Source organism: Streptomyces sp. NPDC097595 (assembly GCF_044761525.1).
Classification (GTDB): domain Bacteria; phylum Actinomycetota; class Actinomycetes; order Streptomycetales; family Streptomycetaceae; genus Streptomyces; species Streptomyces drozdowiczii_A.
The window spans coordinates 405,508-430,873 of record NZ_JBIWCN010000001.1; the positions used below are offsets into that span (position 1 = coordinate 405,508).

22 protein-coding genes and 4 riboswitches are annotated in these 25,366 nt (G+C 71.6%); of the genes, 15 read left to right on the forward strand and 7 right to left on the reverse strand.

Translation table 11 applies throughout. The features are described from left to right. Positions 1 to 76: 76 nt before the first annotated feature. The 3 genes from ACIQZN_RS01760 (at position 77) to ACIQZN_RS01770 (ending at position 4,335) form a co-directional block, all read left to right on the forward strand. Complete coding sequence (locus ACIQZN_RS01760) at positions 77 to 913, forward strand: FAD binding domain-containing protein (protein WP_403986850.1); 837 nt, start codon at positions 77 to 79, stop codon at positions 911 to 913. Then, positions 910 to 3,693 carry a molybdopterin-dependent oxidoreductase gene (locus ACIQZN_RS01765; protein ID WP_403986853.1) on the forward strand — a complete coding sequence of 928 codons (2,784 nt, stop codon included), beginning with the start codon at positions 910 to 912 and terminating at the stop codon, positions 3,691 to 3,693. Before ACIQZN_RS01760 ends, ACIQZN_RS01765 begins: the two co-directional genes overlap by 4 nt. Before the next feature lie 147 nt (positions 3,694 to 3,840). Next, positions 3,841 to 4,335: a molybdopterin-dependent oxidoreductase gene (locus tag ACIQZN_RS01770; RefSeq protein ID WP_403986856.1), complete on the forward strand. Its 495-nt coding sequence runs from the start codon at positions 3,841 to 3,843 to the stop codon at positions 4,333 to 4,335. A gap of 7 nt (positions 4,336 to 4,342) precedes the next feature. Here the strand turns inward: ACIQZN_RS01770 and ACIQZN_RS01775 are convergent, their stop codons facing one another. Beyond that, positions 4,343 to 5,755, reverse strand: coding sequence for a prenyltransferase/squalene oxidase repeat-containing protein (locus tag ACIQZN_RS01775; RefSeq protein WP_403986859.1), 1,413 nt, complete (start codon positions 5,753 to 5,755; stop codon positions 4,343 to 4,345). 121 nt (positions 5,756 to 5,876) lie between these two features. Then, a riboswitch (cobalamin riboswitch) is annotated at positions 5,877 to 5,950 on the reverse strand. A gap of 100 nt (positions 5,951 to 6,050) precedes the next feature. After that, positions 6,051 to 6,182, forward strand: a riboswitch (cobalamin riboswitch). A gap of 170 nt (positions 6,183 to 6,352) precedes the next feature. Here ACIQZN_RS01775 and ACIQZN_RS01780 point away from each other — a divergent pair. The 6 genes from ACIQZN_RS01780 (at position 6,353) to ACIQZN_RS01805 (ending at position 14,240) form a co-directional block, all read left to right on the forward strand. Further along, positions 6,353 to 9,073, forward strand: a complete 2,721-nt coding sequence (locus ACIQZN_RS01780) for a prenyltransferase/squalene oxidase repeat-containing protein (RefSeq protein WP_403986862.1) — start codon at positions 6,353 to 6,355, stop codon at positions 9,071 to 9,073. After that, a complete protein-coding gene (locus tag ACIQZN_RS01785; RefSeq protein WP_403986865.1) occupies positions 9,070 to 10,044 on the forward strand; it encodes a hypothetical protein in 975 nt (324 codons plus the stop codon). The genes ACIQZN_RS01780 and ACIQZN_RS01785 overlap by 4 nt, the downstream gene beginning before the upstream one ends. Next, entirely contained in the window at positions 10,041 to 11,219 is a 1,179-nt protein-coding gene (locus tag ACIQZN_RS01790) for an energy-coupling factor transporter transmembrane component T (RefSeq protein ID WP_403986868.1), read from the forward strand. The genes ACIQZN_RS01785 and ACIQZN_RS01790 overlap by 4 nt, the downstream gene beginning before the upstream one ends. Then, the gene (locus ACIQZN_RS01795; RefSeq protein WP_403986871.1) at positions 11,216 to 12,862 is read left to right on the forward strand and encodes an ABC transporter ATP-binding protein; all 1,647 of its coding nucleotides are present in this window, start codon (positions 11,216 to 11,218) and stop codon (positions 12,860 to 12,862) included. Before ACIQZN_RS01790 ends, ACIQZN_RS01795 begins: the two co-directional genes overlap by 4 nt. A 65-nt stretch (positions 12,863 to 12,927) precedes the next feature. Then, a complete protein-coding gene (locus tag ACIQZN_RS01800) occupies positions 12,928 to 13,728 on the forward strand; it encodes an ECF transporter S component (protein ID WP_403987385.1) in 801 nt (266 codons plus the stop codon). Continuing rightward, a riboswitch (cobalamin riboswitch) is annotated at positions 13,727 to 13,795 on the forward strand. Its footprint overlaps the gene before it by 2 nt. A 61-nt stretch (positions 13,796 to 13,856) precedes the next feature. After that, positions 13,857 to 14,240 carry a hypothetical protein gene (locus ACIQZN_RS01805; protein WP_403986874.1) on the forward strand — a complete coding sequence of 128 codons (384 nt, stop codon included), beginning with the start codon at positions 13,857 to 13,859 and terminating at the stop codon, positions 14,238 to 14,240. 24 nt (positions 14,241 to 14,264) lie between these two features. Here ACIQZN_RS01805 and metE read toward each other — a convergent pair whose 3' ends face one another. After that, complete coding sequence (metE, locus tag ACIQZN_RS01810) at positions 14,265 to 16,583, reverse strand: 5-methyltetrahydropteroyltriglutamate--homocysteine S-methyltransferase (protein WP_403986877.1); 2,319 nt, start codon at positions 16,581 to 16,583, stop codon at positions 14,265 to 14,267. Between the two features lie 168 nt (positions 16,584 to 16,751). After that, a riboswitch (cobalamin riboswitch) is annotated at positions 16,752 to 16,971 on the reverse strand. Positions 16,972 to 17,036: 65 nt separating this feature from the next. After that, on the reverse strand, positions 17,037 to 17,519 hold the full coding sequence (locus ACIQZN_RS01815; RefSeq protein ID WP_403986880.1) for a TetR-like C-terminal domain-containing protein: 483 nt from the start codon (positions 17,517 to 17,519) through the stop codon (positions 17,037 to 17,039). Between the two features lie 87 nt (positions 17,520 to 17,606). Here ACIQZN_RS01815 and ACIQZN_RS01820 point away from each other — a divergent pair, with 87 nt between their 5' ends. The 3 genes from ACIQZN_RS01820 (at position 17,607) to ACIQZN_RS01830 (ending at position 19,674) form a co-directional block, all read left to right on the forward strand. Beyond that, positions 17,607 to 17,948, forward strand: coding sequence for a transposase (locus ACIQZN_RS01820; RefSeq protein WP_403986883.1), 342 nt, complete (start codon positions 17,607 to 17,609; stop codon positions 17,946 to 17,948). Beyond that, positions 17,945 to 18,826, forward strand: coding sequence for an IS3 family transposase (locus ACIQZN_RS01825; RefSeq protein ID WP_403986886.1), 882 nt, complete (start codon positions 17,945 to 17,947; stop codon positions 18,824 to 18,826). Before ACIQZN_RS01820 ends, ACIQZN_RS01825 begins: the two co-directional genes overlap by 4 nt. Before the next feature lie 299 nt (positions 18,827 to 19,125). Beyond that, entirely contained in the window at positions 19,126 to 19,674 is a 549-nt protein-coding gene (locus ACIQZN_RS01830; RefSeq protein WP_403986889.1) for a hypothetical protein, read from the forward strand. Positions 19,675 to 20,202: 528 nt separating this feature from the next. Here ACIQZN_RS01830 and ACIQZN_RS01835 read toward each other — a convergent pair. Further along, positions 20,203 to 20,493: a hypothetical protein gene (locus ACIQZN_RS01835; protein ID WP_403986892.1), complete on the reverse strand. Its 291-nt coding sequence runs from the start codon at positions 20,491 to 20,493 to the stop codon at positions 20,203 to 20,205. A 564-nt stretch (positions 20,494 to 21,057) separates the two neighbouring features. On the opposite strand from ACIQZN_RS01835, the gene panD reads away from it, so the two are divergent. Genes panD through ACIQZN_RS01850 form a run of 3 tightly spaced genes read left to right on the forward strand, consistent with a single transcriptional unit; the run spans position 21,058 to position 22,527 of the window. After that, positions 21,058 to 21,483: an aspartate 1-decarboxylase gene (panD, locus tag ACIQZN_RS01840; protein ID WP_403986895.1), complete on the forward strand. Its 426-nt coding sequence runs from the start codon at positions 21,058 to 21,060 to the stop codon at positions 21,481 to 21,483. 30 nt (positions 21,484 to 21,513) lie between these two features. After that, positions 21,514 to 21,867 (forward strand): GNAT family N-acetyltransferase, encoded by a 354-nt coding sequence (locus ACIQZN_RS01845; protein WP_265538904.1) that lies wholly within the window; start codon positions 21,514 to 21,516, stop codon positions 21,865 to 21,867. A 21-nt stretch (positions 21,868 to 21,888) separates the two neighbouring features. Then, positions 21,889 to 22,527, forward strand: a complete 639-nt coding sequence (locus tag ACIQZN_RS01850) for an aspartate/glutamate racemase family protein (RefSeq protein WP_403986899.1) — start codon at positions 21,889 to 21,891, stop codon at positions 22,525 to 22,527. Between the two features lie 432 nt (positions 22,528 to 22,959). Here ACIQZN_RS01850 and ACIQZN_RS01855 read toward each other — a convergent pair whose 3' ends face one another. From ACIQZN_RS01855 to ACIQZN_RS01865, 3 genes are all read right to left on the reverse strand, one after another. Then, the gene (locus ACIQZN_RS01855; RefSeq protein WP_403986902.1) at positions 22,960 to 23,394 is read right to left on the reverse strand and encodes a hypothetical protein; all 435 of its coding nucleotides are present in this window, start codon (positions 23,392 to 23,394) and stop codon (positions 22,960 to 22,962) included. Beyond that, positions 23,391 to 23,873, reverse strand: a complete 483-nt coding sequence (locus ACIQZN_RS01860) for a MarR family winged helix-turn-helix transcriptional regulator (RefSeq protein WP_403986905.1) — start codon at positions 23,871 to 23,873, stop codon at positions 23,391 to 23,393. The genes ACIQZN_RS01855 and ACIQZN_RS01860 overlap by 4 nt, the downstream gene beginning before the upstream one ends. Before the next feature lie 77 nt (positions 23,874 to 23,950). Continuing rightward, complete coding sequence (locus ACIQZN_RS01865; RefSeq protein ID WP_403986908.1) at positions 23,951 to 25,336, reverse strand: diaminopimelate decarboxylase; 1,386 nt, start codon at positions 25,334 to 25,336, stop codon at positions 23,951 to 23,953. Between the last annotated feature and the right edge of the window lie 30 nt (positions 25,337 to 25,366).

The following is a 25,366-nucleotide window of genomic DNA, read 5'->3' on the forward strand; positions in this document are numbered from 1 at the left end:
GGTTCGCGTCCAGTCGTGTCCGGACATTCCGAGGGCTTCACTGGCTCGAAGACATCGGTCGGAGGGCTGGGGCGGGATGGATCTGAACACGATCACCGACGTGCGGGACGCACGGCTGCGCGAGCCGTGGCGGACCGGAGACGCTTGGCTGGGAGGAGGGACGCATCTGTTCTCGGAGCCGCAGCCGCACCTGCGCCGGCTGGTCGACCTGAGCCGGATGGGCTGGGAACCCCTCACACGCCACCCCGACGGTTCACTGGAGATCTCCGCCACCTGCACGATCGCCCAGCTGTCCCGCTACGGCCGGCGCTCGCTGCACGCGCCCGCCGCCCCGCTCTTCGAACAGTGCTGCCGTGCCTTCCTCGCCTCGTTCAAGATCTGGAACATGGCGACCGTCGGCGGGAACCTGTGCAACGGCCTGCCGGCCGGGCCGATGATCTCGCTGACGGCCGCGCTCGACGGCAGCTGCCTGCTCCGGGCGCAGGACGGCTCCGTACGCGAGGTGAAGGTGGCCGACTTCATCCGGGGCGCGGGCCTCAAGGACCTCGCGGAAGGCGAACTGCTGCGTTCGGTGACGCTGCCCGGCCGGGCACTGGAATGCCGTACGGCCTTCCGGCAGGCGTCGCTCTACGGTCTCGGCCGGTCCGGCGCCCTGGTGACCGGCACGCTCGATCCGGTGGACGGCTCGCTCGCCGTGACGGTCACCGCCGCCACCACCAGGCCGTTCAGGTTCTGGTTCCCGCTGCCGCCCACGGCCGGCCGGCTGCGGTCGGCGATCGACGCGGCGGTGTCCGCCGCCGAGTGGTTCGACGACATCCACGGACTGCCCGAGTGGCGCCGCCACATGGCGCTGCGCCTCGCGGAAGAGGTCCGCCGCGAGCTGACCGATTCATCCGGAAGGGACGACCGATGAGCTACGAACTCCACGTCAACGGACGGACGTCCGAGGAGGAGCCGCGCGCCGGCCAGTGCCTGCGGACCTACCTCCGCGAACGCGGCTGGTTCGGGGTGAAGAAGGGCTGCGACGCGGGCGACTGCGGCGCCTGCACCGTCCACGTCGACGGCGAGCCGGTGCACAGCTGCCTCTACCCGGCGGTGCGCGCCGCAGGCCGTACGGTGACCACCGTCGAGGGCCTGGCCGCACCGGACGGCGAACTCCACCCCGTACAGCGTAAGTTCCTCGACGCACAGGGCTACCAGTGCGGGTTCTGCACCGCCGGGTTCCTGATGACCACGGCGGCCCTGGAGGCGGAACGCGGCACCGAGCACGACGACGGCAAACTGGACGATCTGCCGCGCGCGTTCAAGGGCAACCTCTGCCGCTGCACCGGCTACCGCGCGATCGAGGACGCGGTGAACGGTGTGCGGCACACCGAACGCCCGTGCGCGGGGCAGGCGGTGGGGCGCAACGTCGGCGCGCCGGCCGGCCCGCAGATCGTCACCGGCACCGCCCGCTACACCTTCGACATCGAGGTCCCCGGCCTGCTGCACATGAAGCTCCTGCGGTCACCGCATCCGCACGCCCGGATCCTCGCCATCGACACGGCCGCCGCACTCCGCGTCCCCGGGGTCGTCGCCGTCCTCACCCACGAGGACGCACCGGACACGCTCTACTCGTCCGCCCGCCACGAGCACCCCACCGAGGACCCCGACGACACCCGGGTCCTGGACGACGTCGTCCGGTACGTGGGCCAGCGCGTCGCGGCCGTCGTCGCGGACGGCGAACAGGCCGCCGAGGAGGGGTGCCGCCGGATCGAGGTGACGTACGAGGTGCTGCCGCACGTCACCGAACCGGAGGAGGCGATGCGCCCCGGCGCGCCCGTCATCCACGCCGGGAAGGGGCCCGACGTACGGATCGCCCGGGTCGCGGACAACGTGGCGGGCGAGGTGCACGGCGAGACCGGCTCCGTCGAGGACGGCTTCGCCGAGGCCGACATCGTCCACGAGGAGACCTTCCGGACCCAGCGGGTGCAGCACGCCAGCCTGGAGACCCACGGCTGCGTCGCCTACTTCGAGCCCAAGGAGGACGGCACGGGGGAGCGGCTGACCGTGCGCTCCTCCACCCAGACGCCGTTCCTGACCCGCCGGGCGCTCTGCGCGCTGTACGGACTGCCCGAGGACGAGGTGCGGGTGGTCGCGGGCCGGGTCGGTGGCGGCTTCGGCGGGAAGCAGGAGATGCTCACCGAGGACATCGTCACCCTCGCCGCGCTCCGGCTGCGGCGCCCGGTGAAGCTGGAGTACACCCGCGCCGAGCAGTTCTACGGTGCCACCACCCGCCACCCGTTCACCATCGGCGTCAAGGCCGGGGTCCGCAGGGACGGCACGCTCACCGCCTTGCAGATGCGAGTGGTGTCGAACACCGGCGCGTACGGCAACCATGGTCCGGCGGTGATGTTCCACAGCGTCGGCGAATCGTTCGCCGTGTACCGGGCCCCGCACAAGAAAGTCGACGCGTACTCCGTCTACACCAACGTCGTCCCGGCGGGCGCCTTCCGGGGCTACGGCCTCGGCCAGGTCACCTTCGCCGTCGAGTCCGTCATGGACGAACTCGCACGCCGCCTCGGCATGGACCCGCTGGTGTTCCGCGAGAAGAACATCATCGGCCCCGGCGAGGCCATGGTCAGCCCGATCGGCGAGGAGGAGGACCTGCACATCGCCTCCTACGGCCTCGACCAGTGCCTGTCCGTCGTACGGAAGGCCATCGCCGAGGACCGCAGCGCCGACGACGTCCCCGAGGGGTGGCTGACCGGAGAGGGCACAGGAATGGCGATGATCGCCACCGGTCCGCCCGGCGGCCACTACGCCGACGCCCGGGTCTCGCTGCTGTCGGACGGTATGTACGACATCGCCGTCGGCACCGCCGAGTTCGGCAACGGCACCACCACCGTGCACAAACAGCTCACCGCCGGGGCCCTCAACACCACGGAGGACCGGATCGCGATCCGCCAGTCCGACACGGACGTCGTCCGCCACGACACCGGCGCCTTCGGCTCGGCCGGCACCGTCGTCGCGGGCAAGGCGGTGCTCCTCGCCGCGACCTCCCTGGAACAGCGCCTGCGCACCCTGGCCGCCCGCCACACCGGAGTCGCCCGGCATCTGTGCGTGCTCGGGGCGGAGTCCGTCGACTGCGCCGGCCGGCTCGTCACGCTCAAGGAGCTGTACGAGGCGGGGCACGCCCTCGGCGCGGCGGACGAGCTCGCGGCCGACGGGCACTGGGGCGGCTCGCCGCGCTCGGTCGCCTTCAACGCGCAGTGGTTCCGGATCGCCGTCGACCCCGGCACCGGCAAGATCCGCATCCTGCGCAGCGTCCACGCCGCCGACGCCGGGAAGGTCATGAACCCGATGCAGTGTCGCGGTCAGGTCGAGGGCGGGGTGGCCCAGGCGCTGGGCGCGACGCTCTTCGAGACCGTCCGGGTGGACGACCGGGGCAGGGTCACCACGGCCGCGTTCCGCCGCTACCGGCTGCCCCAGTACGCCGACGTGCCCCGGACCGAGGTGCACTTCACGGAGACCTCCGACTCGATCGGCCCGCTCGGCGCCAAGTCCATGAGCGAGAGCCCCTTCAACCCGGTCGCGCCCGCGCTCGCCAACGCCCTGCGGGACGCCACGGGCGTCCGCTTCACGGAGCTCCCGGTGACCCGCGACCGCGTCTGGCGGGCCCTGCACCGGCGGGCGGAGGGCGTCGGCCGATAGACCAGGACCTTGCCAGGCCCGTACTCGTACATAGCTCAGAAATGCGAGCCGAAGAGGCGACCTGACATGGCAATCGCGGTTCACCGCTCCGGCGGTCGGGTATCACTGCGCGCAGCCGCAGCACCGACCGCCGCGAGGGGACCGACGATGAACCGACCGAGCACCGCCCCGCACCCCACGCCCGCGGGCACCTTCGCGCTCTGGGGCGACCTGGCCGATCCGGTCACCCTGTCCGTCGCCCGGCTGCGGCGCGACTGGGAGCAGCACCGGGCCGAGGTCGTCTTCGACTGCGCGACCTCCGGCCCCCAGCGCCATGCGTTCGCCGGACCGCTGCTGCGCGAGGTGGTGGCCGCCACCCTGCCCCGCTTCGCCCCGCTCCGCCGCAAGGAGCGCTCGCGCCTCCTGCTCGCGGTGAGCGGCGGCGACGGCCACCACACCGTGCTGTCCTGGGCGGAGATCGACGCGGACTTCGGTAACGCGCCGGTCCTCCTCGCCACCCGGATGGACGGCCACGACCTGGACGAGTCCGGCACCCAGCTCGTCGTCCCGTCCGACCGGTGCGGCGCGCGCTACGTCAGCGCCGTCACCGGCATCTGGCTCGGCCACCACCACCGCGAGGAGTCCGTCCCCGCGGTGGTGTGACGGTGTGTCAGGCGCCCCACTTCAGGGCGATCGTGTCGCCCACGCCGATGGAGCGGTTGCGGGCGGCCGCGGTGAAGGCCGAGCCGTCGACGCTCGCCTTCCAGGTGTTGGAGCCGCTGTTGGCCTTGCCGTTGAGCGAGGTGAGCTGTCCGGTGCCGGAGGACGGGGTGACCCCGCTGACGCAGCCGGACGGGGTGGCCGCACTCGTGGCCGCGTCGAGAACCGCTCCGAGCGTGGTCGTGGATCCGGTCGGGGTGAGCGGGACGGAGCACACCTTCAGGCTGCCCGTGCCGTCGTCCACGGTCAGTGCGAAGGACGTCGCGGTGCCCGAGGTCAGCGAGGTCTGGCCCACCCACTGGGGTGCGCCCGAGGTGACCGGCGTGGGCGGGGTCGCCGTGAAGCCGCCGCCCGCCACCGCGCGCAGCCCGTCGATCGACGCGTACGCCTGCGGGCCGGTGTCGGTCGGGAGGTACTTGAATCCGCCACCGGGGTTGAACTGCTGGCTGATCAGGAAGTCGACCGGGGTCTTGCCCTTGCTGGTGAGGAAGTCACCGGTCTGGGGGTTGATCCCGCACGCGTTGAGCCCGGAGACGGCCCAGCCGTTGGAGTCCGTGTTGACGCCGAACATGGCCTCGAACGCACCGGTGTTGGCGATCAGCTTGCCCTTGAGGAACGTCTTCGCCTGCACGATGTCCGGATCGGTGTTGGCGACGCCCGACACGCAGAGCGCGGCCATCGCGGCCCCGGTCATGTCGATGTCGCTGTCGGCGGCCAGCGCGCCCGGATCGCCCTCGGCCTTGCTGTAGTTCCAGCCGCCGTCGTCGTGCTGGTTGGCCCGGATACGGGTGATCACCGCGTTGCGCAGCGACTGCGGTACGCGTATCTGGCCGCTGGTGGTCCTGGCGCCGTTCAGGGCGAGCGCCGCGAACACCGTGCCGTTGAAGTTGGCGGAGGGGCCGAAATAGCCGGGCTCGGCGGTCTGCCAGTAGCGGTACATGTCCGCGACGAGGTTGCGTGCCGCCGAGACGCGCGCGGGGTCGATTCCGGCCGCGTAGGCGTTCAGCGCGGCCCGCTCGTAGTCGGTGACGACCGGGGACGCGGACGGCCAGGCGCTGGTGGCCAGGAGGTTTCTGTACACCGTCCGCGCGTTCTTGGTCGCGTCGCCACCGGGGGTGACGTCCACCGCGGCGGTGCCCGCCGCCGCGAGCGCGCTGAAGGCCCACTCGTTGGACAGACCGGTGCCCGCGTACGAACCGTCGGACTGCTGAAGGGACTTGAGGTACGTCACACCGTTCGTCTTGGACGTGGCGATCTGCGCGGGCGTGGCGGTCGCCGCGGCCGGCAGGGTGGTGAGCGCGAACGCGCCCAGCGCGGCTACCGCGGTGAGGGCGGTGCGGTGGACAAGGGCGGGACGGGGCATGGCGTGCTCCAGGGTGAAGGGACGCCGACCCGCCCGGTGGCCGGCCCTTTCGAGCGCACGCAGCGGACTTGGCCGCCGTCCGCGAACGCGTGGACCGACTTCCAGATAGCCATCACCGCTTGGGCATTCGGGCTCGGAGGCGGTAGAAGCCCCCACACCGCTGCGCGTCAGCCCCGGATTCCCACCGGGTTCCCCCACTCGGCAGTGCGGGACAGTACCCGACGCCGGGCGGGTCCGCCACAGGGCCCCGGTGCGCCTCGGCGTCACGTCGGGGGCGGCCTTGACGGACCGTACGAACGCATGCTCCACTCGCTCCGATACGCAAGCTGTTCCAGGGGAAGCCGGTCGAAGTCCGGCGCTGACCCGCAACCGTAGACCCGGCCTGGCCGGGTGAGCCGGAGTACCTGGAGCTTGTTCCACAGCAACAGACGCCGTCGCGGACTACGGCGTGGTGCGCCCCGTGACGACGCGCGGTTCCTTGCGGAACTCGGGCGGCGTACTGCTGCCACGTCTTCGTACCCCCGCATCGGCCACACCCGAGGGGGCCCGGTGGGGACCATGCAGCGCCCGGACACAGGTGCACGAAGACGTCAGGGCATGTTCACGGCCGCGCTCTGCGCACTCGGCCTCCTGGCCGCGGTCTGCTTCGCCTTCCTGCCCGGCGCCCAGCGCGCCGCGGCGGCCCCGGCCGCCGACTGCACCGCCACCAAGGGCGCCGTCGTCGCCGTCGACTTCGGGCCCTTCGGCGGCACGGTCCAACGCGGCTGCGACACGACCCCCACCACCGGCTACGAGCTGCTGCACGAAGGCGGATTCAGCACCGAGGGCACCCAGCACGACGGACCCGCCTTCATCTGTCGCATCGGGTACGGCGCCTTCAACTCCGGTACGCAGTACCCGACTCCGGACAAGGAAGCCTGTGTCCTCACCCCGCAGGCCACCGCGTACTGGTCCTACTGGGTCGCCTCGGCCGGACAGGACGACTGGTCCTACAGCCAGTACGGGGCCATGAGCCGCAAGCTCAAGGACGGCGACGTCGACGCCTGGGTCTACGGCGGCACCGATGTCGAAGGCACCACGGGCAGGCCCACCTTCAGCCCCGACGACGTGCGCCCCGGAGGAGGGTCCAGCCCCGACCCGAGCGGCGAACCGACCGGGGCACCGGGAAGGGTGGACGTCGCCGCGGCCGCGAGCTGGCTGAAGGACGGCCTCACCGACGGCGAACGCATCGTGGACGAGGGCGCCGAGACCCCCAACTACCTCCTGACGACGGAGACCGCGTACGCGCTGGCCGCCGCCGACGGCAGGAGTGACGCACTCGACAAGGTCACCTCGTTCCTCGCCGCCCACGTCGACGACTACGTCTCGTCCAACGGCAAGGACCAGCCCCTCGCGACCGCGGCCGCCGCCCGGCTCGCCCTGCTCGCGGAGTCCACCGAGGGCGACGCGCACTCCTTCGGCGGCCGCGACCTGATCGCCGACCTCACCGGCAACGTGTGCACGGAACGCGCCCCCGGCGACGGCTGCACCGCCCCCGGAGACATCCGCGGCATCACCTACGCCGACGAGCAGGCCCGCGCCGTCCTCGCCCTCCTGCGGGCCGGCGAGAAGCCGGACACCGCCTCGGTCGACCGGCTGGTCCAGGTGCAGTGCAAGGACGGCGGCATCACCAGCATCCTCATCCAGCCGGGCGAGCGCTGCGAGGGCGACGCCGGCACCACCGGGCTGATCGCACTCGTCCTGCACGCGGCGGGCGGCCACGACGACGCCGTCGCCAAGGCCCGCGACTACCTCACGAAGACGCAGCTCGACACCGGGGCCTTCCCGGGCTACGCCGGGTCCACCACCGGTGACGTGATCACCACCGCCTACGCCGCCCAGACGCTGCGCGCGCTCGGCGAAACGAAGCGGGCCGGGGCCGCCGAGGGCTGGCTCTCCCGCGTCCAGCTCAAGGGCGGCGGCTTCGGCTACGACCAGGACGCCGTCGACCCCACCCTGTACGCGACCCCCGTCGCCGTACTCGCCGGTGCGCGTACCGATCTCGCGACGCTCACCACCGAGAAGAGCGAGCCCACCACCCCACCGACCACCACCCCTCCCACCACCGAGCCCCCGGCTCCCGGGAAGGGCCCCGACCTGAAGAAGGGCGTGGCCTACCTCACGGGCGCGGCGCAGCTCAAGCAGGGCCGCTACTACCCGGTCGGCCCCGGCTCCGGGCGCGCCGACTTCGGCCTGACCATCGACGGCGCCTACGCGCTCGCCGCCACCGGCCTGAACAACGCCAGGCTGCGCGGCATCGTGGACTTCCTGGACGACCAGGGCAAGGACGGCGAAGGACGGACGGTCAACGACTGGACGGGCGCCGGCACCGAGTACGCCGCCGGCGGATCGATCGGCAAGACCGCGCTGCTGGCCGAGGCCGTTGGACGCGACCCCCGCGACTTCGCCGGGCAGGACCTGATCGCCGCCCTGGACAAGGCGGTGTGCCCCGCCGCGAGCACCGCCCCGGACCGCTCCTGCGCGGCCGAGGGCGCCTACACCTACGCGCCGTCCGTCTTCTCGCAGGCGCTCGCTGTCATGGCCCAGCTGCGCGCGGGGGACAAGGACAACGCGAAGGCGCCGCTCGCCTACCTGGAGAGCCTGCAGAACGACGGCAACGGCGCCTGGCCGAGCCTGATCCCGCCGACCGGCGACTCCGACGTCGACTCCACCGCCATCGCCGCGATGGCCCTCGACCTCGCCGGCGGGGACCAGGCGGACGCGGCGGTCGGCAAGGCCCTGAAGTGGATCGCCTCCAAGCAGCTGCCCGACGGCGGATTCCCGGGCGCGGCGGGCAACTCCGTCAACTCCGCGGCCCTCGCCGTGCAAGGACTCTCCCTCGACAAGGACACGTACAAGAAGGAGATCGACGCGGCGCTGAAGTTCCTCGCCGGGCAGCAGAACGGCGACGGCGGCTTCAAGGTCGCCAAGGAGGGCCAGCCGGGCTCCGACCTTCGGGCCTCCACCCAGGCCGTGGGCGGCGCCACCGGCATCTCCTTCGGGAAGCTGGACCGCAGCCTCGACGGTACCTCCGCCCAGGCCACCCCCACCGACGACACCGGCGGCACCCCGCAGATCCTCACCCCCGGCGACGACGACTCCGGTTCGGGCGGCGGCATCGTGAACGCGGACGGCGGAAACGGCGGTGACGGCGGCGCCCTTGCCTCCACCGGGGTCCAGGTCACCGCGCTGGCGGCCTTCGCCGTGCTGCTCACCGCCCTCGGCTGGTGGGCCGTCGCCGCCGCCCGGCGCCGGGTCGCGGCCGGAGCGGGACGATGAGGCCGGTCCTGCGCACCCTGAGGCCGGGCCCGTCCACCCTGAGGCCGGTCCTGCGCACCCTCGCACGCCTGGTGGCCGCGCTCGGCCTCACCCTCGCGGGGCTCGGCGCGACCGCGTCCCCGGCGGCGGCCGACCCGCAGCCCATGGGCCGGTGCACCACCACGTCGGGCGCGGTCCTCGCCGTCGACTTCAGCCACTGGGGCGGGCCCATCTACCGGGCCTGCGGGACGACTCCGACGACCGGCTACGAGCTGCTGAACCAGGGCGGCTGGCGCACGGTGGGGACCGGGCACGACGGACCCGCCTTCATCTGCCGGATCGGCTTCAGCGGCTACAAGAGCGGCAAGCAGTTCCCGCCCACGTCCGAGGAGGACTGCGTCCTCACGCCCCCGGCGTCCGCCTACTGGTCGTACTGGCACGCCAACCCCGGTGCCAACGACTGGGAGTACAGCCGGCTCGGCGCCATGCTCTACCGGCCGAAGCCGGGCAGCGTCGACCTGTGGATCTTCGGCGGCACCGACATCGGGGGAACCAAGGGCCGCCCCAAGGTCACTCCCGACCAGCTGCGGGCCCACAACACCAAGCCCAGTGGGGCCGGTTCGCCCGCCTCCACCGAAAAGGCGCCCGGCCTTCCGCCGGATGTGGACACGGGACCCGCCCCGGAGCAGGGCGCCACCCAGGAGAACACACCGTCCCCGACGCACTCCAAGAAGCCGAAGGCGTCCGAGAAGCCCGAGAAGAGCGAGTCGCCCTCGCCGTCACCGTCTCCGCCGGACACCCCCACCCCCTCGGACACCCCGAGCGCGGGCGCGGCGGCCGCGAAGGGCAAGACCCCGGTACTCAACGCCGAACCGACCGCCGACGCACCCCACGACGCCGGTTCGGTGCTGCCGGTCGTCGCGGGCGCCGCCCTGGTGGTGCTCATCGGTGGCGCCGCGTTCTACGCCGCCCGCCGCAGGCCGCACGAGTGAGCACGGTCGCCCGCCCTGCCGCGCAGCCGCCGGCCGCCCCGCCCGGTCCCGTACCGGACCCGGGCGGTCGGCGGCTGCCGCGCGGTCTGCATCCGCTCGCCTGGTGGATCTGGGCACTCGCCCTCGCCACCGCGGTCAGCCGCACCGCCAACCCGCTGCTGCTCTTCCTGGTGCTCGCCGTCCTCGGCTACGTCGTCACGGCACGCCGGACGACAGCACCCTGGGCCCGGGGCTTCAAGTACTACCTCTACCTGGCGCTGACCGTCGTGGCGATCCGCGTCACCTTCCGCGCGGTCTTCGCCACCGGCATCACCCCGCACGACCACTTCCTGTTCGCCCTGCCGCACATCCCCACCCCCGACTGGTACGCCGGCATCCAGCTCGGCGGCCCGGTCTCGCTGGAGGCGGTCCTCTCCTCCGCCACGGACGGGCTCCGACTGGCGTGCATGCTGTGCTGCATCGGCGCCGCCAACACCCTCGCCAACCCGAAGCGCGCCCTGCGGGTCCTGCCCGGTGCGCTGTACGAGCTCGGCGTCGCCGTGACCGTCGCGATCAGCGTCGCTCCGCAGCTGGTGCAGAGCGTCCAACGGGTGTCCCGGGCGCGGAAACTGAGGGCCGGCCGCACCCAGGGGCTGCGCGCCCTGCGCGGCATCGTCGTGCCCGTCCTGGAAGACGCCCTGGAGCGGTCGCTGCGCCTGGCCGCCGCCATGGACTCACGCGGATACGGCCGGGCCGGCACCGCGACCCGCACCTCCCGGCGCATCACCGGTGCCCTGATGCTCCTCGGCATGTGCGGACTGTGCGCGGGGGCGTACGGGCTCCTCGACGCCACCGCCCCCGCCTTCCTGGGCCTTCCCGCGATGGGCGTCGGCGCGGCGCTGTGCGTCGCCGGGCTCCGCCTCGGCGGCCGCCGGGTCACCCGCACCACCTACCGGCCCGACCCCTGGCGCACCGCCGAGTGGCTGGTCGCCGGCAGCGGTGTGCTCTCGGCGGTCCTGCTGTTCGCCAACCTCGGCTACGACCCCGCCCAGCTCAACCCCACCTTCTACCCGCTGACTTGGCCCGAGCTCCCGCTCGTGCCGACCTCGGCGGTCCTGCTGGCCGGTGCGGCGGGATTCCTCGCCCCGCCGCCCGCCGCGACCCACCGCACCGACCCGAAAGCCGGAACCGCGTGATCACCTTCGACCAGGTCACCATCGAGTACGACGACGCGGCCGGCCCCGCGCTCCGTGACGTCGACCTGACGGTCGAGGAGGGCGAGCTGTGTCTCGTCGTCGGCCACACCGGCGTCGGCAAGTCCACCCTGCTCGGCGCGGTCAACGGCCTCGTCCCGCACTTCACCGGCGGCACCCTGTACGGCAGGGTCACCGTCGACGGCCGGGACACCGCCCACCATCCGCCGCGCGAACTCGCGGACGTCGTCGGCGTGGTGGGCCAGGACCCCCTCGACGGCTTCGTCACGGACACCGTGGAGGAGGAACTCGCTTACGCCATGGAGCAGTTGGCAGTCCCGCCCGCCACCATGCGCAAGCGCGTCGAGGAAACCCTCGACCTGCTGGGACTCGCCGACCTCCGCCACCGCGCCCTGCACGAGCTCTCCGGCGGCCAGCAGCAACGCGTCGCCATCGGATCGGTCCTGACGAGCCACCCCCGCGTCCTCGTCCTCGACGAACCGACATCCGCCCTCGACCCCACCGCGGCCGAAGAGGTCCTCGCCGCCGTCACCCGCCTCGTCCACGACCTCGGCGTCACCGTCCTCATGGCGGAGCACCGCCTCGAACGCGTCGTCCAGTACGCCGACCGCGTCCTCCACCTGCCCGGCGACGGCCACGTCCGCATCGGCGCCCCCGCCACCGTCCTGCGTACGTCAGCCATCGCACCCCCCATCGTGGAACTCGGCCGCGCCGCCGGATGGGACCCCCTCCCGCTGTCCATCCGGGACGCGAGGCGCACCGCCCGCGAGCTGCGCACACAACTGACCGGCCACACCCCGGCACCCGTCCGCCAGGACCCCGGCCCCGACCGGCCCGGTCTGCTCACCGCCCGCAAGGTGACCGTCGCCTACAAGAGCGTCCCCGCCGTCCGCGAGGTCGACCTCACCCTGCGCGCGGGCGAGGTCACCGCACTGATGGGACGCAACGGCTCCGGCAAGTCCTCACTGCTGTGGGCCCTCCAGGGCACCGGCCCCCGGCACTCCGGCACCGTATCCGTGGCCGACGGCACTCCACGCGGCGCCGACCCCCACACCCTCCCCGCCGCCCGGGCCCGGCAGCTCGTCGGCCTGGTCCCGCAGACCCCCGCCGACCTCCTCTACCTGGAAAGCGTCGGACAGGAACTCGCCCAGGCGGACACCGAATCCGCGAACGGCCGGAAAGCGCGGGAGATCCTGGACCGGCTCGCACCCGGCATCCCGGACGCCGGCCACCCCCGGGACCTGTCCGAAGGACAGAAACTCGCCCTCGTCCTGGCCATCCAGCTCACCGCGGCCCCGGACGTCCTGCTCCTGGACGAACCGACCCGCGGCCTCGACTACCGGGCCAAGAGCCGGCTCGTGGAGACGGTCGACGCGCTGGCCGCCGAAGGGCGCGCGATCGTCGTCTCCACCCACGACGTCGAGTTCGCCGCCCGCGCCGCCGACCGGGTCGTCGTCATGGCCGAAGGCGAGATCGTCGCGGACGGGCCCACCACGGACGTCATCGTCTCCTCCCCGGTCTTCGCACCCCAGACGGCGAAGATCCTGGCCCCGCTGCCCTTCCTCACCGTCGACCAGGTCACCACCGCCTTGGCCGCACCACGACCGGAGGGCGATCAGCCGTGACCGAGCCGAACACACCGACCGTGCCCGCGATCGAGCTCGTTCCGCGCGCCACCGTCGTCATCGTGATGGCGGCGCTCCTGGGGATCATCGCCTTCTTCTGGCCGTTCGTCGTGGCACCGGGCACCTTCGGCTCGAACTACGCGCCGCCCCTGATCTTCGGCGTGCTGCTCGTCCTGATCCTGTGCGTCGTGCTCTCCGAGATCGCCGAGGGCGGCATCGACTCGAAGGCCCTGGCCATGCTCGGCGTCCTGTCCGCCGTCAACGCCGCGCTGCGCCCCCTGGGCGCCGGCACGGCGGGCATCGAGACCGTCTTCTTCGTCCTCGTCCTCGCAGGGCGGGTCTTCGGCCCGGGCTTCGGCTTCACCCTCGGCTGCACCTCGCTGTTCGCCTCCGCGCTCATCACCGGGGGCGTCGGCCCCTGGATGCCGTACCAGATGTTCGGCTGCGCCTTCGTCGGCATGCTCGCCGGGTTCCTCCCGCGCGCCACCGGCCGCCGCGAGGTGCTGCTGCTCGCCGTCTACGGCTCCCTGTCCGGCTACCTCTTCGGATTCCTCCTGAACCTCTCCTTCTGGCCGTTCTCCCTCGACCCGAACAGCTCCATCGCCTACCTGCCCGGCCTGCCCTTCACCGAGCAGTGGCACCGCTACGTCGCCTTCGACCTGGCCACCTCCCTCGGCTGGGACACCGGCCGCGCCGTGACGAACTTCGTGTGCGTCCTGCTCGCGGGGCCCGCCGTGCTCACGACCTTCCGCCGCGCCGCCCGCCGGGCCCGATTCCGCGCCCCGGCCCGCTTCACCGCACCTCAGCCGGTGGACCGCCCCGGGGGGCATGAGACGATGGCCGCCGAATCGGGCGACGGGAGCTGAGGAAGCCGGTGTGAATCCGGCGCGGTCCCGCCACTGTGACCGGGCACGACCCGGGAGCCAGACACTCACACCGTCGCCACCTCCACGACGTCCGGGGCGGATCTCCCCGGTGAGAGGCGGACGGCGCCATGCCGGAATCAACCACCCCTGCCGCAACGGCTTCCGCACCCAGCAGGGTGACGGTGTGCCGGGACTGCTGCTGCGGCACGGTCAAGGTGCCGGGCGACCACCGGGCCCAGACCGCGCGGCTGCGCTCGGCCGTCCCGGTGCGCGTCTCGGAGTGCCTGGACGTGTGCGAACAGGCCAACGTCATCGTCGTACAGCCGTCGGCCGAGGCCCGTCGCGCCGGGGCCAGGCCGGTGTGGCTCGGCCTGGTCAACGACTCCGAGGCGACCGAGGACGTCATAGCCTGGGTGAGCGCGGGAGGCCCGGGCGCGGCCCCGATGCCGGAGATCCTCGACCTGTACGCGTTCGACCCGGGTGCGGCCGGCCGCAGGCCGGGACGCGGATGACGTCCCGGCCCCCGGCAACCCCGTTCAGGAGGCGGGCAGTTCCGCCCGGACGGTACGGGCGGCGGCGACCAGGTTCTCCAGCGAGGCGCGGGTCTCGGGCCAGCCGCGCGTCTTGAGGCCGCAGTCGGGGTTCACCCAGAGCCGTTCGGCGGGGATCGCCTTCAGCCCCGTACGCAGCAGCTCGGCGGCCTCCTCGGCGCTCGGGACGCGGGGCGAGTGGATGTCGTAGACGCCCGGACCCGCCTCACGCGGATAGCCGTGGGCGGCCAGCTCGCGGGCCACCTGCATGTGGGAGCGGGCGGCCTCCAGACTGATGACATCGGCGTCCAGGTCGTCGATGGCCTGGACGATGTCACCGAACTCCGCGTAGCACATGTGCGTGTGGATCTGGGTGTCCGGGCGCACGCCGCTGGTGGTGAGCCGGAACGCCTCGGTGGCCCAGGCCAGGTAGTCCGCCCGGTCGGCGGCCCGCAGCGGCAGCGTCTCGCGCAGCGCCGGCTCGTCCACCTGGATCACCGAAGTCCCGCTCGCCTCCAAGTCGTCGACCTCGTCGCGCAGGGCGAGGGCCACCTGCCGGGCGGTGTCCCCGAGCGGCAGGTCGTCGCGGACGAACGACCAGGCGAGCATGGTGACCGGGCCCGTGAGCATGCCCTTGACCGGGCGGTCGCTCAGCGACTGGGCGTACGAGGTCCAGCGCACCGTCATCGGTTCGGGGCGCGAGATGTCCCCGGCGAGGACCGGCGGACGCACGTACCGGGTGCCGTAGGACTGCACCCAGCCGTGCTGGGTGGCGAGGTACCCGGTCAGCTGCTCGGCGAAATACTGGACCATGTCGTTGCGTTCGGGCTCGCCGTGCACCAGGACGTCGATGCCCGTCTTCTCCTGGAAGGCGATGACCTCCTGGATCTCCGTCCGGATGCGCTCCTCGTAACCCGCCGTGTCGATGCGCCCGGCCCGCAGGTCGGCGCGCGCCGACCGCAACTCGCCGGTCTGCGGGAACGAGCCGATGGTCGTCGTCGGCAGCAACGGCAGCCCCAGGTGAGCCCGTTGGGCCGCGGCCCGCTCGGCGTACGGCTGGGAGCGGCGGCCGTCCGCGTCCGTGACAGCCTCGGCCCGGGCGCGCACGGCCGGGTCGCGGGTGAGGGGGGAGCCGGCGCGGGAGGCCAGCGCGGCCTTGTTGGCGGAGAGTTCACCGGTGATGGTGCCGGTGCCCTGCGCGAGGGCCTTCGCCAGGGTGACGATCTCCGCGGTCTTCTGCCGGGCGAAGGCCAGCCAGCGGACGATCTGCGGGTCGATGTCCCGCTCGGCGGCGGCGTCCAGCGGCACGTGCAGCAGCGAGCAGGAGGCGGCCACGTCGACGCGGTCGGCCAGCCCGAGGAGGGTGCCGAGCGTGGACAGCGACTTCTGGAGGTCGTTGATCCAGATGTTGCGGCCGTTGACGACACCGGCGACCAGGCGCTTGCCCGGCAGTCCGCCCACGGCCGCGAGGGCGTCGAGGTTGGCGGCGGCGGCCTCGGTGAAGTCCAGCGCCAGGCCCTCCACGGGGGCCTTCGCCAGGACCGGAAGCGCCTCGCCCAGCCGGTCGAAGTAGGAGGCGACGAGCAGCTTCGGCCGGTCGGTGAGCGCGCCGAGGTCACGGTAGGTGCGCTCGGCCGCGTTGAGCTCGGCCGGGGTGCGGTCCTGGACGAGCGCCGGCTCGTCGAGCTGCACCCACTCGGCCCCCGCCGCGCGCAGGTCCGCGAGCACCTCCGCGTACACCGGCAGCAGCCGGTCCAGCAGGGTCAGCGGCTCGAAGTCGGCGGGCACACCGGGGGCCGGCTTGGCCAGCAGGAGATAGGTGACGGGGCCGACCAGCACCGGCCGCGCGGTGAGGCCCTGGGCCAGGGCCTCCTTGAGCTCCGCGACCTGCTTGGTGGAGTCCGCGGTGAAGACGGTGCCGGGGCCGAGCTCGGGGACCAGGTAGTGGTAGTTCGTATCGAACCACTTGGTCATCTCCAGCGGCGCCACGTCCTGGGTGCCCCGCGCCATGGCGAAGTATCCGTCCACCGCGTCGGCCGCGACGGCCTCGCGGTGGCGTTCGGGGATGGCGCCGACCATGACGGTGGTGTCCAGGACGTGGTCGTAGAGCGAGAAGTCGCCGGTGGGGACTTCCTGGATGCCGGCGTCGGCGAGCTGCTGCCGGTTGTCGTGCCGGAGCTGTGCGGCGGTCTGCCGGAGGGCGTCCGCGCTGACGCGGCCCTTCCAGTAGCCCTCGACGGCCTTCTTGAGCTCCCGGTCGGGGCCCTGGCGGGGGTAGCCGTACACGGTGGCGCGTGCTGCCGCGGCTGCGGACTTGGATGTCACGGAGATCTCCTTCGCGAGATGAATCCCTGAGATCCCGGAGACGGGACGAGAGCGCGAAGGTGACGACGACCCGACGGACACGGTCCTCGCGCGGCGCGGCGCGGTTGCTCCGTCTGGTGTGTACGCCGACCCGCCCACGAGGTCACCGGAATGTCCGCGTACGGAATGGTCCGTGCGCGGGCAGTTGGCAGGTCTTCGGACTCGCGGGCACGCCCTCCGTACCGGAGGACACCTACTGGCCGTCGCTTCCCAGACCCGTCCCGGGCCCAGTGCGTATGACGGCGGTCGTTCCCGCTCACCGCTGCGGGGCAGTCCCGGATTCCCACCGGGTTCCCTCTTGCGACACCCCGCCTGGCGGACGGGGCGAACCAGCTGCTGCGGCCACCTTACGTGGTGCCGCCGGGTGGAGGGACACCCGTCTCACGCCGGCCTCCGCCGGTCCTCGGCCGGTCCTCAGCTCCGTGGGGCGAGGACGAAGGAGTGGATGAGCTGGGACAGTTCCTCGCGGAAGAGCTTCTCCGGGCTGAGGGCCTGCCGCTGCATGTGACCGTAGACCTCCAGGGACACCAGGCCGTGCAGGTGGCTCCAGATGCGCAGGGCGAGGGCCACGGCGGCCGGGGGCAGGCCGGGGAAAGCGGGGCGGACCTTGTCCAGCAGACCGGGATCGAAGTCGGACCACTCGAAGTCGCTGTCCCGGTAGCGGCGTTCGGCGTGCGGCCACGCGGCGGCGGCGAGCGCCGTGATGCCGGTGCAGACCCGGCGGGCGGCATCCGGGGCGGCGCCGCCCTCGGGCGGCCGGTAACCGGGGACCGGGTCGCCGTAGATGAGGCGGAAGCCCTCCGGGTGGGACAGTGCCCAGCTCCGGAAGGCGGTGGCCCATGCCTCGATCCGGGCGGCCGGGTCGTCGACGGGGGCGGCGGCCCAGGCGGCGTCCACGGTGTCGGCCAGTGCTGAAGTGACCCCTTCGATGCCGACACCTGAACGGCAGGTCGCGTGGCGGCCTGCGGGTGGAAGTGGTCGGCCATGGCTCGTGGCAAGCAGTTTCCGGAGGAGTTCAAGAACGACGCGGTCGAGTTGGTGCTCTCCTCGCCGGAGCGGCCGGTTGCGGACATCGCGCGGTCGCTGGGCGTGCATAAGGCGACGCTGGGCACGTGGGTGGAGCGTGAGCTGGGCCGGAGGCGCAAGGCTGCCGGCAACGACGGCGGTGATGCCGCGGTGAGCCGGGAGGTCGAAGCGCTGAAAGCGCAGGTCCGCGAGTTGGACCGGCTGCTGGCCGAGCGGAACCACGAGCTGGCGCATGCCCGGCAGGACATCGACATCCTGCAGAGGGCGGCCGCCTATTTCGCACGGGAGACGGGGCAGTGATCCGCTACCGCTTCGTCGACGAGATCCGCGCGGAACACCCGGTCAAAAGGGTGTGTGACCTGCTGGGATGGGACAGATCCAGCTACTACGGATGGAAGAACCGGCAGCCCGCGAGAGACGCGAAGAACACCTCGGACGAGGGCCTGCTCGCGGAGATCCGGCAGGTCCACGACGCCTCGTCGGGAACCTACGGTGCCCTGCGCGTGACCCGGGCCCTGCACCGCCGGGGCGTCACGGCGAACAGGAAACGGGTCGCGCGGATCATGCGCGAGCACGCCATCCAGGGCGTCTCCAGGCGGCGACGCAAGTCGCTGACCCGCCAGGACAGGAAAGCGGTGCCGGCGAAGGACCTGGTCATGCGTGACTTCACCGCTCCGATGGCCGGTCTGAAACTCGTCGGAGACATCACCGAGCTGCCCACCGGGGAAGGCAAGCTCTACCTGGCGACGGTGATCGACCTGTGCACGAAGGAACTGGTCGGCTGGTCGATCGGCGATCACATGCAGGCGGAACTGACCGAAGCGGCTCTCCGCATGGCCCATCACCAGGGCCACACGGCCGGCAACGCGATCTTCCACACCGACCGCGGCAGCCAGTACACGTCCAGGCTCATGCGGGAAACCTGCCGTGAGCTGGACATACGCCAGTCGATGGGCCGGACCGGATCCTGCTACGACAACGCTGCCGCAGAGTCCTTCTTCGGCAGCCTCAAAACCGAGATAGGAAGGGAGGCTTGGCCGACGAGGGCCGAGGCCAGGGCGGACACGTTCCGGTGGATCACGTACTACAACCACCGCCGTCTCCACTCAGCCATCGGCTACCAGACGCCGCACGAGGAACGGCAACGAAGAAGCCACCCCCTCACACTCGCGGCATAATCGGACGTGTCGGCCCCAAAGGGGTCAGGTCAACCTTCAGTGACCCCTCCGGTCTCTTCACCGATGACGGGACTGGCCACAGCGAGCTACGCACAGGCGAGCAGCGCAAGGACGCCGGCAAGGCCCCCGGAGGCACCGGCAAGAACGGCTGCTACTACAGCTGTGATTACGGCGGCAGCAGCCCGCGCCAGGACGAGTTGGGGAGGCGAGCGACAGCAGCTTATCGCTCTGGAATATCCTTTCCAGACGCCGAAGCCATACTCAATCCGACTGCCACTCAGCTGGTAGCGCTGTGGTTCATGGGCGCGACACCACTGGCGTACCAGTTCGACGAAAACGACAAGATAACAGAAGGTGTGAAGCGTCACATATGGTTGTCGGTTGTGCGTGATTACCTGGCACATCGCAAGGGGGTGAAAATCGGTGAGACTATCAAGGGCCTCGATTACAAGACCAAATATGGGGCGGCGATGAATAATCTATCCCTCACTGACTTGATGGCAGGTGAATTGTCATCCGCTGCCGCACAATTGTTCGTCGGTGACTCCCCGAATAACTCGGAAGGTGCCACTCGCGCCGTCCTTGGTTCCTTCAACCTCAAAGCCACAGTGACTGGATACGATAAGCAGTCCAAGAGGGGGAAGGTGGAGTTCATCCTCACGAATATGATGACGAAGAAGTCCTTGACGCGAGGGGTTTCCAAGGAGGGCTACGAAGGCGGTGCTAAGGATCCAGGGGCCATGGCATTGTCTAATCGTACCGGGGCGTTGTTTCCAAACGGACAAAGAGATATGAAGATGACCTTTCGGTGGAGTGAGCAGATCGTGATGCGGGAGCCTGAGCGGTGAGACACGTGCCAGCCGCTGGACTCGCAATGGCATGTGTCGGGGTGCTGACTCTCAGTTCCTGCGTGGATAGTCGTACCGACCCGCCCCCATCCCCCGTCAAGGTGACTGCCGCTGATATATACGGGACTTGGGCGGGTTGGAAGGGTAGTTCTCTGAAACTGCAGCCCGAGCACCGCGCGGTCGTGGAGAAGCTTGACGGGCAGGAGTTCGCTTTCGACGATGCCTGGCGCATGTCGGGTCCGGGGTCCTGGCGCCTGTTGGAGCCCGGAGCGTACAGAGGCGGGAACACCGTAGGGGATGGGTGGGTGATTCAGGTCAAGGCGACCTCGGCTATCAGTAAAGGGAAAAAGGGTTCTTTGGCTGAAGGCGCGAGGTCGGCGACTGAACTCAATCCAAACGATGCCGCATCTCGCACGGAACCTCCGCCAAAAGAGGCGGTTTGGGACATTGGGATCAATAGAGGTGAGAAGGGAGAACTTCGCCTGTTCTTCTTGACGTCGGATCCCGATGTGCGGGATACCTACTACCTCACGAGAAAGAAGTAAATAATAGGAGCCGCGGCATTCCTGCCGCGGCTCCTATTATTTTTGGAATTGATGAAGCTTGTGAACGCATTCCCTGGGACGGCTCGCAGTACGTTACATGGTTGCTTAGATCGTGTCCTATGTGGGGGCTGAGCTGCTCGTCCTCGTTCTCCTTCCGCTTCTTGTCGTCCGTCGCTATGGCGGCCTTCACCTTGCCGACCAGTGCGTCATCGGATTGGACGGAGACGTTCGAGGGCTGAGCCAGATCCTGGAGCACTTCCTCAGTCGGCGTCAACGGCTCTCCTTCACGGTGTGCGAGGTCGGTTCGCCAGCGGTGGGACAGTGCGAAATGGAGGAGCGGCGCACGCAAGTGCGCAGGGGCGCGTGACCTCGGCTTCAGCCCGGGCGGGCCGGCGCCGGCGCTGACGCGCCTTGCTCGCGAGTTCCACGCTGCCGTGCGGCCTGGACGACTGGTACCTGACGAGCTCACCTCTCGGAGCGGTCGAGCATCGCGCCCTGATGGTCAAAAGGGGGTCGCGTTCCTTGAACCGGAGCGATGTCGGTGCCTGAGAGGTCGGTGATGCGTCCCACGTCCGCACGCCGTCCGTGTGCAGAGGGACCTCCTGCATGCCTGATGGGTCATCAGTGAAGTCAGTATCCGGTCAGGGTGTGTCCCCGCACATTCCCGGGCGATCGTTTCAACAGGCGCCTGAGTGACGGAATAGCCCCAGGTGGGAAGCTGCCTCACCTGACCAGAGCGATGTTCCTCATAAACATCGTTCGGGGTGTGCCGGTGTACACTTGAGACCGCCCTTGACCTGCAGAAAGCAGGCAGGGAGCCGTCTCGGAGGAGTCCAAAGTGCTGCGTACTCTGTTCAAGTCCAAGATCCACCGTGCCACCGTCACCCAGGCCGACCTGCACTACGTGGGTTCCGTCACCGTTGACGCCGAGCTCATGGAGGCCGCGGATCTGCTGCCCGGTGAGCTCGTGCACATCGTGGACATCGACAACGGGGCCCGGCTGGAGACGTACGTCATCGAGGGCGAGCGCGGGTCCGGGGTGATCGGGATCAATGGTGCCGCCGCCCATCTGGTGCACCCGGGTGATCTGGTCATCCTCATCAGCTACGCCCAGGTCGAGGATGCCGAGGCGCGTGCCCTCGTCCCGCGTATCGTGCACGTCGACGCGGACAACCGCATCGTCGCACTCGGTGCCGACGCCTCCGCGCCCGTGCCGGGCAGTGACACCGAGCGCAGCCCGCACGCGGTGCCCTCGGCGCGCTGAGGCGGCTCGTCGAACGAGGGGCACACCGCCATGGCAGAGCAGACCGGGCCCGAGATCCATGACGACCGGGCGGCCGGCAAGCTGTCCGCGTACGAGGACGGCGAGGCCGTCGGCGTCATCGCGTACTTCGTGCTGGACGGGGAGCCCGCCGGGCTCGTCGCCGTCCACACGGTCGTCGGGTCCGGGCACGAGGGCAAGGGCATCGGCTCCGCCCTGGTCAGGGAGTTCTATGCCATGGCGGGGCGCGAGGGCGTGCCCGTCGTCCCGCTGTGCCCGTACGCCGCCAAGTGGGCCTCGCGCCATCCCGACGAGGCCCCCGAGGCGCCCGAGGGGCTGGTGGAGCGCGCGAAGACGCAGCTCGCCTCGCACCCCGAGCTGTACTGAACCGGAAGGAGCCGGCCGGCCATGACGCTCGCGCTGCTGCACACCTCACCCGTCCACGTCCCGGTCTTCGACGCCCTGCGCGACGCCGACCACCCGGGAACCGCCCTGCGCCACGTCGTACGGGAGGAGCTGCTGGCCACGGCGGCGGCGCTGGGGCCCGAAGCGGTGGCCGACGAGGTGGAGGCGGTGGTCGCGGACCTGGCGGCCGAAGGGGCGGACGCCGTGCTCTGCACCTGCTCGACCATCGGAGCCGTGGCCGAGGCCGCGGGGGTCGCGGTCGGCGTCCCGGTCCTGCGGGTCGACCGGCCCATGGCGGCGGCGGCCGTCCGGGCGGGCCGGATCACCGTTCTCGCCGCCCTCGCCTCCACCCTGGAGCCGACCCGCGCGCTGCTCACCGAGGAGGCGGCCGGCGCCGGGCTGCCGGGGGCGGACGTGCGCACCGTGCTGGTGGACGGCGCCTGGGAACGCTTCACGGCGGGGGACAACGACGGCTTCCTCGACCTCGTGGCGGCCTCGGCCGACGCCGTGCGCGACGCGGACGTCATCGTGCTCGCCCAGGGCTCCATGGCCGGCGCGGCCGGGCGTACGACCACCCGGATCCCGGTCCTGTCCAGCCCCCGCCCCGGGCTGGCCGCCGCCGTGGCGGCCGCGGGGCGGTGACCCGGCGGGGCCGCACGCGTCGTCCGTCGCGTCGTCCGTACGCAGCAGAGATCCGCGTTCGTACGTATGGCCTCGCCGGGCGCGGGCAGCCGCTCCGGGAGACGGTGGAAGAGGTCCACCCCCGATCGTTCGGAGGCCCGAGATGACTCATCCGTTCCCCGACCCCGTCCCTCCGGCGCCGACCCCGGGTCCGCTGCCGGAGCCGACGCCGCCCGCGCCGACCCCGCCCGTGCCCACACCCCCGGGCCCGACGCCCACTCCGCCGGGGCCCGCGCCCGACCCGATCCCGCAGCCGCCGTCGCCGGATCCCGACCCGGTGCCGCCGCCCGAGCCGGAGCCGTCACCGGTCTGACCCGGCGGCCTCCGGGGCCGGCCGCCGGGGCCTCAGGCCTCAGCGGGCGGCCAGCATGGCCTCGGCCCGGGCCCCCGGCCTCAGCCGGCCGCCAGCATCGCGTCGGCCCGGGCGGTGACCTCGGTCAGCACCCGGCCCGCCGCGGCCAGGTCCTCGGCCGGCAGGTCTCCGTAGAGCTGGGCCGCGATGCCGGCGACGCCCGCCTTGTACGACTGGATCAGCGCGTCGCCCGCAGGGGTGAGCGCGAGCAGGTCACCGGGCCGCTCCTCCAGCAGACCGGCGGACGTCAGCTCGGCGGCGGTGGCCTCTGCCGCCGGAACGCCGAGCTTCACGGCGCCGGTCAGGCGCTCGATCAGTGCGCGGCGCCCGACGGTGCCGCCCGCGGCCTCGGCGGCGTTGAGCGCCAGGGCCTGGTGGAAGGTGGCGCCCGGGGGCAGGAGCCGTTCGGCGAGGGCGCGCGTGGCGTAGTGGGCCATGCCGATGACCTGGCCGTTCACGGTGGGTGCGGTGCTCATGATGACTCCTCGCGGGTAGCGGTGACTGGGGGGACCGGCACGTCGAGCAGGGCCGTCAGTGCCTGGGTGAACGCCTCGGTGTCCTTGCCGCCGAGCCCGCCGAGGGGTGCGAGCAGCCCGTCGACGAGCTCCCGCACCACCGCGACCGCGCGCTCCGTCGTCGCGCGGCCCCCCTCGGTCAGCGAGAGCAGGACGGCCCTGCTGTCCGAGGGGTCGGTGGTCCGTTCCACCAGCCCCGCCGTTTCCAGAGCGCGGGCCAGCTTCGAGACGTAGAGCGCTTCGAGTCCGGTGTGGTCCGCCAGCGCGCGCTGACTCGGCCGCAGCCCCGCGTGCTCCATGCCCTGCAGGGAGGCGACCAGCGAATACTGCGCGTGCGTCAGGCCGAGCGGGGTCAGCGCCCGGTCGAGGGCCACCCGCCACTTCATGGACAGGCGCCAGACCAGGAATCCCGGGGTCGCGCCCTCGATCGCGTTGCTCATGACGAATACCGTACATGGCTACTGTATCCATGGCTACTAAATTTCGTGGGCCCATGGCCAGGCCGGACGCCGCCCGCTCAGTCCCGCAGATTCAGCAGCGCGTCGGCGTGCGCGAGGCCGCTCTCGGCGGAGACCGAGTCCAGTGACTGGGCGTCGCGCACCGGAGCGAACCGCACCACCGGCTCCTCGCGGCCGCTCGCACCGCTCGTAGCGGCGAGGTCGTATCCGTACACCGCCGGGCGCGGCAGGCTGTTGTACGACCACGGGGTGGAGAAGTAGTACGCGCCCGTGTCGTACAGCACCACGAAGTCGCCCGCCCGCAGCTCGGGCAGCTCCCGGGCGTGCGCGACGACGTCCCCGGCGAAGCAGCACGGCCCCGCGATGTCCTGGACCACCATGGGCCCGTTCTTCGGCCGTCCCTCGGCGTCGAAGGCGCCGACCCGCAGGGGCCAGGCGTCCGGCATGAAGACGGTACGGGTGGCGGTCTGCGCCCCCGCGTGGGTCAGCGCGATACGGCGGCCGCCGGCGTCCTTCGTGTACTCGACCAGCGCGCCGATGAAGCCGTTCTTCGCGAGCAGGGACCGCCCGAACTCGGTGACCAGCTCGTACCGCCCGTCGAAGAGCCCCGGCACGGCCGCCCGCAGCGCCGTCGCGTACGCCGCGAAGGTGGGGCGCACCTCGTCGTCGGTGAAGTTGACCGGGAGGCCGCCGCCGATGTCGAGCCCGGTGACCTGGCGGCGGCCCAGCGTCTCGTTGATCTCCTCGGCCAGCCGGTACGTCTCGGCGATCCCGGCCGCGATCAGCTCCAGGGAGCAGCCCTGCGAGCCGACATGGGCGTGCAGCCGGGTCAGCCACGGGTGAGCGGCGAACGCCTTCACGACCTGTTCGCGCGCGCCGGGGTCGCGCAGCGCCACGCCGAACTTCGAGGTGGCCGTGGCCGTGCTCATCGCGCCGATCGAGCCGCCGCCGACCTGCGGGTTGACCCGGAGGCCGATGGCGGACACGGCGTCCGCCGGACGCAGCGAAGCGATCCGGTCCACCTCGTCCAGGTTGTCCGCGTTGATCGCCACGCCCACGGCCAGGGCGCGGCGGATCTCGTCCCGGGTCTTGGCGGGGGAGTCCAGCACGATCTTCGACGGCGCGAATCCGGCGTCCAGCGCGAGCCGCAGCTCACCGGGGCTCGCGACCTCGCAGCCCATCCCGCACCGGGCGAGCAGCCGCAACACGGGGACCAGCGAGGACGCCTTCGCGGCGAAGGTGTGCAGCACGGCGGGCACGCCGGGGAAGGCCTCGTGCAGGGCGGCGACCGAGGCGCGGACGCCGTCCGTGTCGATGAAACCGGCGACCGGGCTCGCCTCGCCGAGCAGGCCGGCGGCCACGGCGTGGCGGACGACCGCCGCGACACGCGCGGAGCCCGCCTGGAGGGAGGGGGCCAGGGCGGAGGAGGGCGAAGAAAGGCTCATGGAGCCAGAGTCGGCGATGAGTGCCCCCAG

What these genes read in the sequence shown, in the direction of transcription:
- ACIQZN_RS01760 (WP_403986850.1), top strand. Translation starts at nt 77, where the DNA reads ATGGATCTGAACACGATCACCGACGTGCGGGACGCACGGCTGCGCGAG.
- ACIQZN_RS01845 (WP_265538904.1), top strand. Translation starts at nt 21,514, where the DNA reads ATGGCAGAGCAGACCGGGCCCGAGATCCATGACGACCGGGCGGCCGGC.
- ACIQZN_RS01830 (WP_403986889.1), top strand. Translation starts at nt 19,126, where the DNA reads ATGGGCGCGACACCACTGGCGTACCAGTTCGACGAAAACGACAAGATA.
- ACIQZN_RS01855 (WP_403986902.1), bottom strand. Translation starts at nt 23,394, where the DNA reads ATGAGCACCGCACCCACCGTGAACGGCCAGGTCATCGGCATGGCCCAC.
- ACIQZN_RS01850 (WP_403986899.1), top strand. Translation starts at nt 21,889, where the DNA reads ATGACGCTCGCGCTGCTGCACACCTCACCCGTCCACGTCCCGGTCTTC.
- ACIQZN_RS01805 (WP_403986874.1), top strand. Translation starts at nt 13,857, where the DNA reads ATGCCGGAATCAACCACCCCTGCCGCAACGGCTTCCGCACCCAGCAGG.
- ACIQZN_RS01785 (WP_403986865.1), top strand. Translation starts at nt 9,070, where the DNA reads ATGAGGCCGGTCCTGCGCACCCTGAGGCCGGGCCCGTCCACCCTGAGG.
- ACIQZN_RS01865 (WP_403986908.1), bottom strand. Translation starts at nt 25,336, where the DNA reads ATGAGCCTTTCTTCGCCCTCCTCCGCCCTGGCCCCCTCCCTCCAGGCG.
- ACIQZN_RS01770 (WP_403986856.1), top strand. Translation starts at nt 3,841, where the DNA reads ATGAACCGACCGAGCACCGCCCCGCACCCCACGCCCGCGGGCACCTTC.
- ACIQZN_RS01780 (WP_403986862.1), top strand. Translation starts at nt 6,353, where the DNA reads ATGTTCACGGCCGCGCTCTGCGCACTCGGCCTCCTGGCCGCGGTCTGC.
- ACIQZN_RS01860 (WP_403986905.1), bottom strand. Translation starts at nt 23,873, where the DNA reads ATGAGCAACGCGATCGAGGGCGCGACCCCGGGATTCCTGGTCTGGCGC.
- ACIQZN_RS01765 (WP_403986853.1), top strand. Translation starts at nt 910, where the DNA reads ATGAGCTACGAACTCCACGTCAACGGACGGACGTCCGAGGAGGAGCCG.
- ACIQZN_RS01800 (WP_403987385.1), top strand. Translation starts at nt 12,928, where the DNA reads ATGGCGGCGCTCCTGGGGATCATCGCCTTCTTCTGGCCGTTCGTCGTG.
- ACIQZN_RS01820 (WP_403986883.1), top strand. Translation starts at nt 17,607, where the DNA reads ATGGCTCGTGGCAAGCAGTTTCCGGAGGAGTTCAAGAACGACGCGGTC.
- ACIQZN_RS01775 (WP_403986859.1), bottom strand. Translation starts at nt 5,755, where the DNA reads ATGCCCCGTCCCGCCCTTGTCCACCGCACCGCCCTCACCGCGGTAGCC.